The sequence below is a fragment of the Clostridium sp. 1001283B150225_161107_B6 genome, assembly GCF_015556325.1.
GTDB lineage: Bacteria > Bacillota > Clostridia > Lachnospirales > Lachnospiraceae > Enterocloster.
Window position 1 is genome coordinate 75,209 of the sequence record NZ_JADNMD010000002.1, and the last position, 14,677, is coordinate 89,885.

Here is a 14,677-nt window from a genome sequence, read left to right on the forward strand (position 1 = left end):
TAACCTGTCCGTCCTTCCGGTTGGGTTGCTGTAGTTTTTTAACGTTATACCATTCAGATATACATACCCGGCATCAAGACAATCAATATAGAATAGTTTGAAGGGCTACCCGTGCATGAATCGTATTATCGGAGGCGGACCCGGCCCCCCAGGAAGATGCCTGTTCGACGTTCCCCAGGAGCAGCAGGATGGGCCGTTTCAGATGCATATTCAGGAATCACGTTTTTGAACAGAGAGGAATCCGAGCCCGTCACCCTGCCTGTCCCGAGGATTATAAAGAATTAAAGGAAACCATTCCGTGGCGGGACGGTTCGGTACGTATTCTCGGCATCACCAGGCTGAAGGAGCCCCAGACAGTGGAAAGCCAGGATGGACAGGGCAATGTTAAAGTGACAGAACGGCCGGCGGTATACATTGATGTGGCGGCAGTACATGAGTATAAGGAGCTTGCTAAGATAAAATAGTATGAAGCAGGATATCTTACCCGCCAACAAGTTAGCCAACGTTACTTTCAGCCAACAAGTCAGACTCAGTCTGACTTGTTTTTCTTCCCCTGCCGTTGTAGAATAACCTCAGAAGAAAAATCCCCCAAGTAAACATCCCCGCAGAAAAGTGAGAAGAGATTTATGAAATCCATACGAAAAGAAATGACAAGAAACCACCTGATTCTGCTGCTGGTGGCCTTTATCTTCATAGCATCCAATGCCCTGGTGAACGTGGGGTCATCCCGCCGGTACAACGGGCTTTTACAGGATTACCAGCAGGTGAACGGGCTGCTGGCTGTCAATAACCGGAGGCAGACTTATTTTAAGCTGTACAGCAAAAGCCATGACGAGGGGACGCTGAAGCAGTATTATGACGAATGCCAGCTGTTTGACAGCCAGCTGCGGGGCCTGGATGAAAAGATGCAGAATGACCGGAAATGTAAGATGATGTACCGGATTGTGGGACAGGTGGCTGAGTACAGGCGGGAGATGGCGGAGTCCTACATCCGGCCTGACGGGGATTACTATCCCAGTCTGATGGCTGATTTGGACGAAGTGGATTTGGAGATTGAGCGGTGTCTCAACCAGTTGATGAGCCAGTACCTGGAGTATTTAAATACTGCATTTGCCAGCCACAGCAGGACGCTGAGAATCACTAACAGTATTCTGATTGTGTTTTTCATGACAGCCAGCCTCTTTGGAATGGTGCTGAACCATCAGATGAGCACCAGTATCCTGAATTCCATCAAACGGCTGACGGATGCTGCAAGGGAAATCATGAACAACAACCTGGAGGCAGCGGATATTGAAGAAACGCCTTTTATGGAGCTGAACCAGGTTTCCGCCACATTTGACCAGATGAAACGGCAAATCAGGACCATGATTACGGAATTACAGGAGACGCACCAGATGAAGGAACGGCTGGCCGAGGCAAAAATCCGGGAGCTGCAGATGCAGATGAATCCCCATTTCCTGTTTAATACACTGAGTCTGGTAATCCGGAGTATCCAGCTGGGAGAGAGGGACACATCCATCCAGCTGGTCAAAGCCATTTCCAAAATCCTGCGCAGCAGCATTGAAATCAATACGGTTTCCATTCCGCTGGATGCTGAGATTGAACTGCTTCAGTCATACCTGTATATACAGAAGCTGCATTTAAAGGGGAGAGTGACCTTCTGTCTGGATGTGCGCAAGTCATTTATGGGCGAGGATGTAATGATTCCGCCGCTGACAATCCAGCCTCTGGTGGAGAACAGTATCCAGCACGGGCTGAAGGACAGGGTCAGCGGGGGCAGGGTGGATATACTGATTACTGAGAAGCCGGATTATATTGAGGTGGTGGTGGCGGACAACGGCGTGGGATTTCCGGAGGACCGGGAACAGCCGGAAACCGGAGGACTGCTTATGAACCTGGACCAGCCGGAAGCCGGAGGCCGGACCCGGGAAAGCAATCGTCCCGCCTGCCGGGAAACGCCCATTCCCAAAACCTCCATTGGCCTGAAAAATGTGAGGGAACGGTTAAAATTGTTTTATCGGAAAGATGATGTGCTGCACATTGGGCGGACAGAGGGCGTTACGAGGATTACGCTGAAGCTTTATAAATCAGACAGGCATTAGGAGGATACAGTTATGTTGCGTGTAATATTGGCAGATGACGAGCAGTACGAGCGGAATTATCTGGAGAAGGTCATAAAGGAGAGCTATCCCGGTCTGCTGGAGATTGTCTACAAGGCAGTGGACGGTATGGATTTAATGGAAAAACTGGAGGAGTGCAAGCCCCAGATTGTGCTTTTGGACATCAAGATGCCCAGAATGAACGGACTTAAGACAGCGGAGGAGGTGCGCAAAAGGCATCCGGATATCCAGATTGTGCTGATTTCCGCTTACAGTGATTTCTCCTTTGCCAAACAGGCAATCAAACTGGGGGTGACGGATTATCTCCTTAAGCCCTACCTGGATTCGGAGCTGCGGGAGACACTGGATAAGGTCATTGCCCGGGTTAGGGAACGGGAGGATACCCTGTCCATGCTGTCCTATTCCAATTATCTGGTGGATGATGGAAAGGCTGCCTTTGATTTTTACAGGGATTTGGAGAAGGACTTGCTGTGGAATTTGTTTTTTGGACGCAGGGACAGGGAAAAGCTGGAAAAGGAATTTGCCATGTGGGGAGTGGGACCCGGGTGGTTTAAGGTGGTGCTGATTTCCAGTCCGGCCCTGGTCAGCATGGGAGGGTTTTCACAGGAGGTGCTTAAAAACTATTTCCACATGGCAGGGGTGACTGTACTTAACAGTATCTGGATGGACCAGATGATTATCTGCCTTTATTCACCGCAGCAGGATGCATTCACGGAGCTGACCGGCTGCATTACCAGGGCCAGGGATTACCTGGCAGAGGAGCGGAAGATTCCGGTTGCCTGCGGTGTCAGCGGAGCCTATGAGGGAATGGAACAACTGGCCGGGGCATATGAGGAGGCTGCATCTTTTATCAGGGAATATTCTGCGGAGGAGGCCGGGCTTGCCTTTGACAATATGACGGAAGGCATGAAACGAATCTGCGGTCTGGAGGACCGGATTATCCAGTCCCTGTCCGGGGAGGACCAGGACCAGAGCAGTGTCCTTTTTACGGAGATGATAGAGGAGCTGGAAACTCTTTTAGGATATCAGGATGTGTCGGTGAAGCTGAATTTCGGCCGCAGCCTGATGACTATCATCCGGGGAATCAACCGGATGCCGGGAATAAGGGTTAAGACCTCAGAGGCAGCCATGCGTTTTGAAAAGCTGGGACAGCTTAATTTTAACGGGGATAATTTAAAATATCATGTGGAGTACTTTTCTGAGATGAGGATTCAGAAGGAATGACACTGAGGAAGCCATGGGTCCGGGTCAGGAGGAATAGGTTGAAAAGACAGTTAATAATAGGTGCCGCGGCCGCAGTGCTGATTGCAGGTCTGGCAGGTGGTTATGGAGTTTTAAGAAACAGGGGGGCAGCGGGAGCGGACAATGAACCGGAGATAGTGCTCTGTTACGGAGAGGTGAACCCGGAAGGCCATGTGCTGACAGAGTCGGCCCAGTTTTTTGCTGACAGGGTCAATGAACTGACCGGCGGCAAGGTGATGGTTGAAATCTATCCTTCCGGCCAGCTGGGGGACGATGCCCGCTGTTACCAGTCCATGGAAATGGGGGCATTGGATTTGTACCGCGGCAACAGCATGTCCCTGGTGGATTGCGGAAATCCCATGATGTCTGCCCTGGTGCTGCCCTATGTTTTCCGGGACAGGGAGCATTTCTGGAATGTATGCAGCAGTGATTTGGGAAGGGAAATACTTAATAATATCCAGGACTGTACCGGTATGATTGGGCTGGCCTACATGGACGAAGGGGCCAGAAACTTCTTTACCACAGAACGGCCGGTGCGTAGGCTGGAGGATATGAAGGGACTGAAAATCCGGGTGCAGGTGGCGTCCATGATGGGCGATACCGTGGAAGCACTGGGGGCCGTGGCAGTGCCCATAGCCTATGCAGAGCTCTATACGGCCCTGGAGTCAGGGACCATTGACGGAGCCGAGAACCCGCCGGTAAGCTATTATTATAATAAATTTTATAAAGTTGCCCCTTATTATGTAAAGGACAGCCATACCTATACGCCGGGGGTGATACTGGTAAGCAAAATCACCTGGAAAAACCTGAAGAAGGAATATCAGGACGCTCTGGTACAGGCGGCAGAAGAAACCCAGGAATATAACCGGACAGCCATAGAGGAAGCGGACCGGAAGGCATATGAGGCTCTGGAGAAGGAGGGCGTTACGATTCTGGAACCCCAGGACCCGGACGCCTGGAGCCGGGCCATGGAGCCGGTATACCGGAAATACGGCGGAGAATATCTGGACCTGATTGAAAAAATCCGGCAGATGCAGTGAGACAGATGCGGTAAGACAAAAAATCCGGCAGATGCAGTAATGCAGGCAAATCAAGACACATATATCATGACAGGAGGAAGGCGCAATGACAGCAGGACTTATGAAACTGCCCGAAAACCGGGTGCGAAGAAATTATACAGGGGGAGCGGGAATTGACCGCCTCCATGGTAAGGACCAGTGGGCGGATAACAATATGCCCGAGGAATGGGTGGGTTCCATGGTGGAAGCCTCCAATCCGGGAATGGAGCCCATTGCACATGAGGGGCTGGCTGCGGTGCAGACGGAAGATGGGCCCAGGTTCCTGCGGGACCTGATAGATGAGAACCGGGAATTCTATCTGGGTTCGGGCGTTGGCAGGGACGGGAGCTGGCGTCTCAGCTTCCTTCTCAAGATTCTGGACTCAGCCATGCGGCTTCACGTACAGGCCCATCCCACCACACGGTTTGCCAATGAAGTGATGGGAATGCCCTATGGGAAGCTTGAATGCTATTACATTCTCCACGTAAGGGACGGCGTCAGCCCCTATATCCGCCTGGGATTCCAGCACACACCGGGAAGGGATGCCTGGAGGGAAATCGTGGAGCAGCAGGACAAGGCCCGGATGGACGGCTGTTTTGAGAAGATTCCGGTGCAGGTGGGGGAGGTCTGGTATATTCCGGGCGGAATGCCCCATGCCATAGGCGAGGGAATCACCATGCTGGAAATCATGGAGCCGTCTGATTTGGTGGTCCGGTGCGAGTTTGAGCGTGAGGGAATCGTTGTGCCGGAGGAAGGCAGGTTCATGGGACGGGGGCTGGACTTTTGTCTGGATATTTTTGATTATACAGAGTATTCCAAAGAAGAAATCATGAAAAAGTGCAGGATAGAGCCTCGGATATTGGAGGAAACAGATGCCTATCGGCGGGTGGGGCTGGTGGATGAAAAGCTGACCTCCTGCTTCTTTGTGGAGAAGCTGGAGGTGACCGGGCCTGCTGTTGTGGGGCATAACCATAAATTTACCCTGGGGGTGGTATGCGGCGGAAGCTGCACCATGGAACAGGACGGCCAGGTGCTCAGCCTGAAGGCAGGGGACAGCTTCCTGATAGCTGCCGGGACAGAGGCATACCAAATCCTGCCAAAGGGCAGTGTACAGCTGGTGATGGTGTATCCGGGAAAGGATATGGATGCACTCTAAAGGGTGTTTCAAATATGGTTTAATCCAGGTTCAGGTTCCGCACGGAATTCCGGATGACCAGGGAGGCTTTCAGCACCGGAAGCTCTGCCAGGACACCGGATTGCAGATAACCATGGATAAAATCAATGGCAATTCCGGCCAGCCTGCGGACCGGGACGCTGACCGTTGACAGGGGCGGCGTTACAAAGTTGGCCATGATACAGTCGTCATAGCCAAATACAGACAGGTGGTCGGGAATCCGCAGCCCAAGGATATAACAGGCCCGGTAGATATTGAAGGCGGTCATGTCGTTGCAGGCAAAAATCGCCCCGGGGCGGTCCGGCTTTTGGAGCAGCTGCAGGATTCGGCCGGGGGTGGTGCCCATGTCTTCCGGATTGATGTCAAAGAGCATGCGGCCCGGGCTGCAGTCCAGGCCGTGTTCCTTAAGGGCAAGGGCCATGCCGTCATACCGGTCCTGGTAGGTACGGTTGTCAAAGCTCTGGAAGATACCGCCGATGCTTTTATGCCCCAGCTTAATCATATAGGAGACCGCCTCATAGGCGGCTTTTTTATTGTCCAGGCGGAGACAGTGTTCCAGGTCGTCCTCAAAGGAACGGTTTAAATATACATAAGGGATGTTGTATTCAGCCAGTTTCATGATGTGGTCATGCTGGCTGGTGACAGGAGTAATGATGACGCCGGCAATGTCCATCCCGATTAGATTTTCCAGAATCTGTTTTTCTTTTTCCAGACTGTATTCCGTATTGTTCAGGTAAATGATATAGCCCTTTTCTGCTGCGCAGGACTCCAGGTACTGTTCCAGTTTTGTGTAGTAGATATTGGTCAGGGACGGGAGGACCAGGGCCAGGGTCTGGCGGCGTCCTGTTTTTAAGTTGACAGCCAGGGTATTGGGGCGGTATCCCAGTTCTGCAACTGTCTCCAGTATTTTCTGTTTGGTCTCTTCTTTTAAATATCCTTTGCCGGAAAGGGCGCGGGATACCGTGCAGACGGAATAGCCGCTTTTTTTTGCCACGTCCTTGATTGTTACCATATTCCGGTCCACCTCCCTGTGATTCTCTATAAATGCATACACAGATATTGTAAAGGTTTCTTGAAACAATGTCAAAATGAAAGCGGAAAAAACCATAAACTTTTTTGAAAATTCTTAAATTGTGAAGATTGCATAAAAATGGCGTTAAAAATCTGTTAAACTTTTTTGCAAAAAATGCTTGATGGAAAATATGTAAACGTTTATACTAAATAAGTAAAATATGTAAACGTTTAGCGAGTGGCGTTACGCTGGACAACTTAAGGAAAGGGGATAACTATGAAAAAGAGAGTTTTATTAGCAGGTGTTCTCACAGCAGCAATGATGACAGTAACTGCATGCAACGGCATGCCGGGTATGGGAAATGCCCAGCCGGCTGCAACACAGGCCCAGGGAGGGGACAGCAGTGAAGCTGCCGCAGGCGATGACAAGGTATATGAATTAAAGATTTCCACTTCCCAGACAGAGCAGGCCCTGATTACCAGGAACTACCAGAAGCTGGCGGATGTGTTAAATGAGAAATCAGGCGGCAGGCTGAAGGTAAGCGTATTCCCGTCCGGCCAGCTGGGCAGCGATGAGGATGTGCTGGAGCAGGCCATCCAGGGCGCCAATGTGGCAGTCAACACAGATGCTTCCCGTATGGGACAGTATGTGAAGGACTTCTCCATCCTGATGATGGGCTATTTTGCTGATAACTATGATGAGTGCTATAAGATAACTCAGACAGATACATTTAAGGGCTGGACAGACACCCTGTCCAAGGACCATGGCATCAAAATCCTGTCCTTTACGTTCTATGACGGCCCCCGTCATTTCATGACCAACAAGCCAATCAACACACCGGATGACCTGAAGGGCATGAGAATCCGTACCATCGGACAGGAAGTATGTACCGAGACCATCCAGGCCATGGGCGCCACCCCGATTTCCATGTCATGGGGCGAGGTTTACAACGGTATCCAGTCCAAGGCATTGGAGGGCTGCGAAGCACAGAACACGTCTACCTATCCGTCCAGACTGTATGAAGTGTGCAAGTATCAGTCAAAGACCGGCCACTTCCAGCTGATGCAGGGATTAATCTGCGGCCAGAGCTGGTTCGAGAGCCTGCCTGAGGATTTACAGACCCTGCTGGTTGAGACTTCCATTGAGGTTGGCCAGGAGACGGCTGCTGATGTTATGACTGAGGCTGACGAGGCTGAGAAGGCAATGGTTGAGGCAGGAATGACCATCGTAGAGCCGGATATTGCTCCATTTAAGGCAGCGGTTGACCCGGTATATGAGAAACTTGGATATGCTGAACTGAGAGATAAACTGTACAAGGAGATTGGCAAGACCAACTAATCCGCAGGTACTTTTCGCAATACAGAAAGGAAGCTTTTAAATGAAAAAAATTTCTGCTGTTATTTTAAAGACAGAGGAGCTTCTGGCCGGTGCAATGTTATGCATGATTGCCGTTCTGGTGTTCTGGTCCGCAGTGGCCAGAACCGTCGGAATGCCGGTGAACTGGGCTCAGGACGTTTCTTTGCTGGCATTTGGATGGCTGACCTTTATCGGCTCTGATATCATCATCAAGAGCGGCGGCCTGATTCGAATCGACATGCTGTCCAACCGGTTCCCGAAATCGGTACAGAAGACTCTGATGCTGGTGTTTGACGTTTTCATGTTGCTGTTTTTGCTGATTCTGATTGTTTACGGTTTCCTGCTGGTGTCCCAGAGCTGGAACCGCACCTTCAATACCCTGAAGATGAGCTATGCCTGGTGTACCCTGGCGGTGCCGGTGGGCTCCCTGCTGATGTTCTTCAGCATGTTGGGCAAGATGCTCGGCGATATCAGGAAACCAATGAAAGAATGGGGGGTTAATTAATGTTAAGTGCAGTTGGATTTTTCTTGATTCTCCTGTTCCTTGGAATGCCCGTGGCCTTTGCAATTGCAGTGTCCGGATTTTCCTTTTTCCTGATGAGGCCGGAGATTCCATGGACCATTCTGGTGCAGAAATCCCTGTCCACCACCCAGTCCTTTACCATGCTTGCCATTCCGCTGTTCATTTTTGCCGGCAACCTGATGAACAACACAGGCATCACATCCCGTCTGGTAAAGCTGGCAAACGTGCTGACCGGACATATGTACGGTTCCATCGGCCAGGTATCTGTGGTTTTATCCACCCTGATGGGCGGCGTATCCGGTTCCGCTGTGGCGGACGCAGCCATGGAGTGCCGTATCCTTGGGCCTGAGATGACAAAGAGAGGCTATGCGCCTGGCTGGGCCGCTGCCATTAACTGTCTGTCAGGACTGATTGTGGCCACGATTCCGCCTTCCATGGGCCTGATTCTCTACGGTACCGTGGGCGAGGTTTCCATTGGCCGGCTGTTTGTAGCCGGATTCCTTCCAGGCATCATTATGTGTATCTTTATGATGATTGCCACCTCCTGGTCCGCACGGCACTACGGATATAAGCCGGACCACGACAAGCCTTCACCTCCAGGCGTTATCATCAGGTCCTGTATTGAGAGTATATGGGCCCTGCTGTTTCCCATCCTGCTGATTGTGCTGATTCGTTTCGGTGTTATGACGCCTTCAGAATCCGGTGCCTTTGCAGTATTTTATGCGCTGTTTGTAGGTATCTTTATTTACAAGGAACTGAACCTTGAGAAGTTTAAGAAGTGCGTCATTGACAGCGTAAAGGACCTGTCCGTGATTACCATGATTCTGGCTTTCTCCGGCATATTCAGCTACGGCGTTGTATTTGACCAGCTGCCCAAGACCCTGACCACTCTGCTGGTGGGCCTGACCAGCAATAAATACATACTTTTGCTGCTGATTTTAATTATGCTGACCGTGTTCGGTATGTTCATGGAGACAACGGTTATTACCCTGATTGTTACTCCCATCCTGATTCCGATTATCACACAGTACGGCATTGACCCGGTTCACTTCGGCATCATCATGATGACCATTGTTACCATGGGCTGTTCCACGCCTCCGGTTGGAGTTGCGCTGTACACCTGTTCCAATATCATGGACTGTTCGGTGCAGGAGACCACGAAGTATTCCCTTCCGTTGTTCATAGCTATCATGGCAACGCTGGCTATCTGTGTATTCTTCCCGGATTTGGTGCTGTTCCTGCCGAATATGATTTACGGTACAAGTATGTAATCCAGTGTTTAGTAAGCCCTGTACGGGCCGTCTCACAGGGGCGGTCCATGCAGGGCTTTCGGCTATCCATATATCTTGAATATCTTTTTCTCAAATTCATCAGCCGGCATGGGACGGTCAAAGAAATAGCCCTGGAGCAGGGAGACAGGGAATTTGCTGGTGATATCCAGTATCTCCCCGGTCTCCACACCTTCCACCACAATGTTGATTTGGAGTTTCCTGCACAGGTTCACCACACATTCCACAATAGCCAAATCCATGGTATTGTCCGGGGTTAAGTGCAGGGTAAAGGAATGGTCAATCTTCACAGAGTCCACGGGAAGGTTGCGAATCAGCAGCAGGGTGGAGTAGGCAATCCCAAAGTCGTCCAGGGATATGCAAAAGCCAAATGACCGAAGCTTCTCAAAGCACCCGGCCAGGGTGTTGAAATCATCCACCTTAGAACTCTCTGTCAGCTCAATGCAGAGAAATCCGGGATTCAGCTGATAGTCATTGGCTTTCTGAATCAGATAGTCCACAAATCCGGAATCCTTAAACTGAAGATAGGATACATTGAATCCAACCATCAGTCCCGGAAAATCCTTCTGCCATTTCCTTGCCTTCTGGAATACCTGGTCCACGATGAAACGCCCCACTATATGGATATCCCCGCTGTATTCCAGCTGCCGGATGACATCAGTGATGGTGGCCCATTTGATGGACGGGTCAAACCAGCGAAGAAGGGCTTCGCATCCAACCGCCCTGTGGCAGGAGGCATCCACCAGGGGCTGGTAATAAAGCTGGAACCCCTGAAACTGATTCTGTATGGACCGGGTCAGTGCATGCTTCAGCTGTATGGTGCGGTTGTGGTGCTCAGCGATTTCCAGGGAGAAGAATACCAGGTTTCCGCGGGAAATCTGTTTGGCATGCTCCAGGGAATGTTCCAGGCATCCCAAGAGCACGTCCCGTTTACTGCCGTATTCGGGATAGAGGACAGCGCCGCCGGATATGCTTAAATGGACTGCCTGTCCGTCGGGTCCGCACAGGTTCCGGGCGGCCAGGGTAATTTCCCCAAAAAGAGCTTCGGTGTCTTTTGCGGTTCCTCCGGGGGACAGGATGATAAACTCATCCCCCTCCAGCCGGTAGACATCCCGGTCCGGTCCGCACAGCAGTTCCAGCTTCCGGCTGAAGCGGTAAAGGACATTGTCCCCAAAGCTGTAACCGAATTTATTGATGATTTCACGGAAATGGTCCAGGTCAATGAGAAGCAGGGAGCCGGGCTTTCCGGTGAAGTCGCAGTTGTTAAACGCATAGATGGTTTTCAGGTTGGTCAGGGGGTCGTATTTGTTTTTGGCATCCAGACGTGTCATGAGACCGGCAAACAGTTTTGGTTTTTGTTCACCGTCCAGAATCAGTGTGCCCCGGCATTCCAGCCACACATATTCACCGTGCCGGTTCAGGGCGCGGTATTCACATTTGTGGTGGGTGTTCCTGCCGGAGAATACCTGTTCCAGGTCCCTGGTATACCGCTCCCTGTCGTCAGGGTGAATGCGCTTCAGCCAGATACTGCCTGCATTTGTCATGTACTCTCCGGGCATGTCAAAATAGTCCACGGCATTTTCCGACCAGCGGGACAGGTCTTTCTTCATGTCGCAGGCATAGATATATACGTGATGGGATGTGGTTGAGAGAGCCTGAAATAAGTCATTGTCCAGGATACTGTTCATAGGGGTACCTACTTTGACCTTTCCTGCATGTATCAATACATGTTTTATACAGCCTATTATAATAAAAAGGGTGGATAGTTACAATATTTTTAGATAAAATAAAGAAAAACGTAATAAGAAATCAGACAAAGGCGGTTTTTTCAATGCAAAAAAATTGTTAGATATGCATAAAAAATTGCATAAAGATTTGCCGCATTGGACATTGATTTCAGCTGAAAAGATTGCTATATTGTTATGGTATCAAATTGTTCTTTGAAAAAATCATATCTATATCGCTGTTTAAAACATAGCTGGGACCACGGGGCATACGTCGGGTATCATATAGACTGAACCGGTATGAGGGTGCATCGCGGACACCCGTGCCGCCGGCAGTATACCAGTCATATAGTCTATGAAACAAAGATTGTTTATGAACTTACATCAGGAGGTAATCATGAAGGGAACCTTACTCGTAAAGAACGTTAAGCATCTTGTTACATGTGACGGGGATGACAGACTGCTTGAGGGTGTGGACGTATTAATCCGGGACGGAGTCATTGCCGGAATCGGACGGGAAGAAGAAACAGCGGGGGATGTGATTGACGCATCTGACATGGTGATGTATCCGGGACTTATCAATACACACCATCATTTATATCAGACATTCAGCCGTAATTTACCGCAGGTACAGAACATGGAGTTATTTCCATGGCTGAAAACATTATATGAGATTTGGAAGCACGTGGATGAGGACGTGGTCTATTACAGTGCGCTTACAGGCATGGGAGAGCTGCTGAAAACAGGGTGCACCACCTGTCTGGACCACCACTATGTGTTTCCGGGGCAGGCAGGGAACGGGCTGTTGGATGCCCAGTTCGGGGCGGCGGATGCCCTGGGCATCCGTTTCCACGCCACCAGGGGGAGCATGGACTTAAGCGTAAAGGATGGGGGACTGCCTCCGGACAGCGTGGTGCAGACCGTGGATGAGATTCTTAGGGACTCAGAGCGGGCAGTGGAAAAATTTCACGACAAGGGCCGGTATTCCATGCATCAGGTGGCACTGGCCCCCTGCTCCCCCTTCAGCGTGACGGGAAGGCTTCTGAAGGAATCAGCAGAGCTGGCCAGGAAGCTGGGGGTCAGGCTCCACACCCACCTGGCAGAGACAAAGGATGAGGAGCGGTTCACGCTGGAGCATTTTGGGATGCGGCCCCTGGAGTATATGGAGAGTCTGGGATGGATAGGGGAGGATGTGTGGTATGCCCACGGAATCCATTTCACTGAGTATGAACTGAGACGCCTGGCAGAGACAGGAACAGGAGTGGCCCATTGTCCCATATCCAATATGAAGTTATCCTCCGGCGTTGCCCTGGTGCCCAGGATGCTGGAGCTGGGAGTGCCCCTGGGTCTGGCTGTGGACGGTTCCGCCAGCAACGACGGCTCCAATCTTCTGGAGGAAATGCGGGTGGCCTATCTGCTTCACCGCCTCCAGTGGAGCCGTCAGGCGCCGTCAGCCTATGACATCCTGAAGATAGCCACCAGGGGAAGCGCCCGCATACTGGGAAGGGATGACCTGGGCCAGATAGCAGTGGGCATGGCAGCGGATTTCTTCCTGGTGGACATGAACCGGATGGAGCTGACCGGCGCCCAGTTTGACCCTAAATCCATGCTGTGCACGGTGGGGCTTAAGGGCAGCGTGGATTACACAGTGGTAAACGGGGAAGTGGCGGTCAGGGAGGGACGGCTGGTCCGCGTGGATGAGGAGCGGACCGTGGAAAAAGCCAACTCGGTTGCAGCAGAATACATCAGCCGATAAGTAATTCCTGAATCCGGCTCTGCCGGAGGAAAAGCAGAAGGGGCTGCGCCCGGTGCGCGGCTCCTTCTTTTTGCGGAACGGGCAGAACCACGGCACTGTATTTTTTCACAGTATGTTCAAACTTATTAAAGGTTGGCTAAAGGTTTCTCTATTATGATAGCTGGTAGAAAATACAGATGCCCGTATCGGGCAAAAGGAGGAAATAATGGAGAAAGCAGTGGTAATCAGAAAGGATAAGGCAGGTAAGCAATTTGGATTTCCGGCATTTCTCTTGGCCGTGGCAGCGGTGCTGTTCCTGGTATTCATGGGCGCCCATACGGCTTACGGGGCCGGCGGGCTGGAACTGAATACGGACTACCCCGGAATATCCGTGAAGCCGGGGGATAACCTGAATATTCCCATTACACTGGAGAACTACACCGGAGCCAGCCTGGACGCGGATGTGGAGGTGGCTTCCATGCCCGAGGGATGGGACGGATATCTCCAGGGCGGCAGCTATCAGGTGAGCCGTATCCATGTGAAAAACGGAGGAGACGGCTCCCAGATGACCCTTCACGTGACGGTTCCGAAGGAGCTGACAGAGGGAACCTACACCGTGGAGGTAAGGGCGGCAGCAGGAGAGGGACTTACGGCCAGCCTTCCCATTTCCTTTATGGTAAATGAGATGAACGCCGGAAAGGGAAGCTTTACCTCGGAATATCCCCAGCAGGAGGGTACCGCAGGCACTAATTTCACTTTCAGCACCACCCTGATTAACAACGGGCTTAAGACACAGTCCTACAGCCTGTCGTCCAATGCGCCTTCCGGATGGGGCGTGAGCTTTACCCCAACCGGCGAGACCGCCAAGGTGGCTGCCCTGGAGGTGGAGTCAGGGGCCAGCAAGGGCACGACCGTGTCCGTGACGCCGCCCGAGGGTGTTGGGGCAGGGGAATATGACATATCCTGCAGCGCTGTGTCGGCGGAGGAGACATTGGACATCGGCCTGAAGGTGGTCATTACAGGCAGCTACGGCCTTAAGGTTTCCACCCCGGACGGACGCCTGAGCTTTGACGCTTATGCGGGACGGTCCTCGGATGTGACGCTTAACATCACCAACACAGGTAATGTGGACCTGGAAAATGTTTCTCTGAATTCATCCCTGCCAACAGGCTGGACCGTGACCTACAACACGGAGAACAATATCATCCCTTCCATACCGGCAGGAAGCACCACAGAGGTCATCGCCCATGTAAAGCCTTCTTCGGAAGCCGTCACAGGGGATTATGTGAACACATTTACCGCAGCCTGCGAGCAGACCCAGTCCAGCGCTGATTTCAGGGTATCGGTTAAGACAAAGACGGTATGGGGCGTGGTGGCTGTCCTCATCATACTGTGTACAGCCGGGGGCCTGGGCTATGTGTTCCGCAAATACGGCAGAAGGTAG

The 14,677-nt window shown here is 51.5% G+C and carries 12 protein-coding genes; 10 read left to right on the forward strand and 2 right to left on the reverse strand.

All coding sequences use genetic code 11. The features are described from left to right. Positions 1–188 precede the first annotated feature (188 nt). The 5 genes from I2H39_RS05540 (at position 189) to I2H39_RS05560 (ending at position 5,576) form a co-directional block, all read left to right on the forward strand. Positions 189–464 (forward strand): hypothetical protein, encoded by a 276-nt coding sequence (locus I2H39_RS05540; RefSeq protein WP_227147636.1) that lies wholly within the window; start codon positions 189–191, stop codon positions 462–464. A 162-nt stretch (positions 465–626) separates the two neighbouring features. Next, complete coding sequence (locus I2H39_RS05545; RefSeq protein WP_138311556.1) at positions 627–2,102, forward strand: histidine kinase; 1,476 nt, start codon at positions 627–629, stop codon at positions 2,100–2,102. A 12-nt stretch (positions 2,103–2,114) separates the two neighbouring features. Continuing rightward, on the forward strand, positions 2,115–3,344 hold the full coding sequence (locus tag I2H39_RS05550; protein ID WP_138311555.1) for a response regulator: 1,230 nt from the start codon (positions 2,115–2,117) through the stop codon (positions 3,342–3,344). A 38-nt stretch (positions 3,345–3,382) separates the two neighbouring features. Beyond that, positions 3,383–4,402, forward strand: coding sequence for a TRAP transporter substrate-binding protein (locus I2H39_RS05555; protein WP_138311554.1), 1,020 nt, complete (start codon positions 3,383–3,385; stop codon positions 4,400–4,402). Between the two features lie 85 nt (positions 4,403–4,487). Further along, the gene (locus tag I2H39_RS05560; protein WP_138311553.1) at positions 4,488–5,576 is read left to right on the forward strand and encodes a type I phosphomannose isomerase catalytic subunit; all 1,089 of its coding nucleotides are present in this window, start codon (positions 4,488–4,490) and stop codon (positions 5,574–5,576) included. 19 nt (positions 5,577–5,595) lie between these two features. On the opposite strand, the gene I2H39_RS05565 is transcribed toward I2H39_RS05560, so the two are convergent. Continuing rightward, positions 5,596–6,606, reverse strand: coding sequence for a LacI family DNA-binding transcriptional regulator (locus I2H39_RS05565; RefSeq protein ID WP_138311552.1), 1,011 nt, complete (start codon positions 6,604–6,606; stop codon positions 5,596–5,598). A 276-nt stretch (positions 6,607–6,882) separates the two neighbouring features. Between I2H39_RS05565 and I2H39_RS05570 the strand changes: the two genes are divergently transcribed. Genes I2H39_RS05570 through I2H39_RS05580 form a run of 3 tightly spaced genes read left to right on the forward strand, consistent with a single transcriptional unit; the run spans position 6,883 to position 9,756 of the window. Continuing rightward, positions 6,883–7,944: a C4-dicarboxylate TRAP transporter substrate-binding protein gene (locus I2H39_RS05570; RefSeq protein ID WP_138309816.1), complete on the forward strand. Its 1,062-nt coding sequence runs from the start codon at positions 6,883–6,885 to the stop codon at positions 7,942–7,944. Positions 7,945–7,984: 40 nt separating this feature from the next. Next, a complete protein-coding gene (locus I2H39_RS05575; RefSeq protein WP_138309815.1) occupies positions 7,985–8,467 on the forward strand; it encodes a TRAP transporter small permease in 483 nt (160 codons plus the stop codon). After that, positions 8,467–9,756 carry a TRAP transporter large permease gene (locus I2H39_RS05580; protein WP_138309814.1) on the forward strand — a complete coding sequence of 430 codons (1,290 nt, stop codon included), beginning with the start codon at positions 8,467–8,469 and terminating at the stop codon, positions 9,754–9,756. Before I2H39_RS05575 ends, I2H39_RS05580 begins: the two co-directional genes overlap by 1 nt. A 62-nt stretch (positions 9,757–9,818) precedes the next feature. Here I2H39_RS05580 and I2H39_RS05585 read toward each other — a convergent pair whose 3' ends face one another. Further along, positions 9,819–11,462: a GGDEF and EAL domain-containing protein gene (locus tag I2H39_RS05585; protein WP_195626034.1), complete on the reverse strand. Its 1,644-nt coding sequence runs from the start codon at positions 11,460–11,462 to the stop codon at positions 9,819–9,821. Positions 11,463–11,895: 433 nt separating this feature from the next. On the opposite strand from I2H39_RS05585, the gene I2H39_RS05590 reads away from it, so the two are divergent. Then, entirely contained in the window at positions 11,896–13,254 is a 1,359-nt protein-coding gene (locus I2H39_RS05590; RefSeq protein ID WP_195626035.1) for an 8-oxoguanine deaminase, read from the forward strand. Between the two features lie 205 nt (positions 13,255–13,459). Continuing rightward, on the forward strand, positions 13,460–14,677 hold the full coding sequence (locus I2H39_RS05595) for an NEW3 domain-containing protein (protein WP_195626036.1): 1,218 nt from the start codon (positions 13,460–13,462) through the stop codon (positions 14,675–14,677).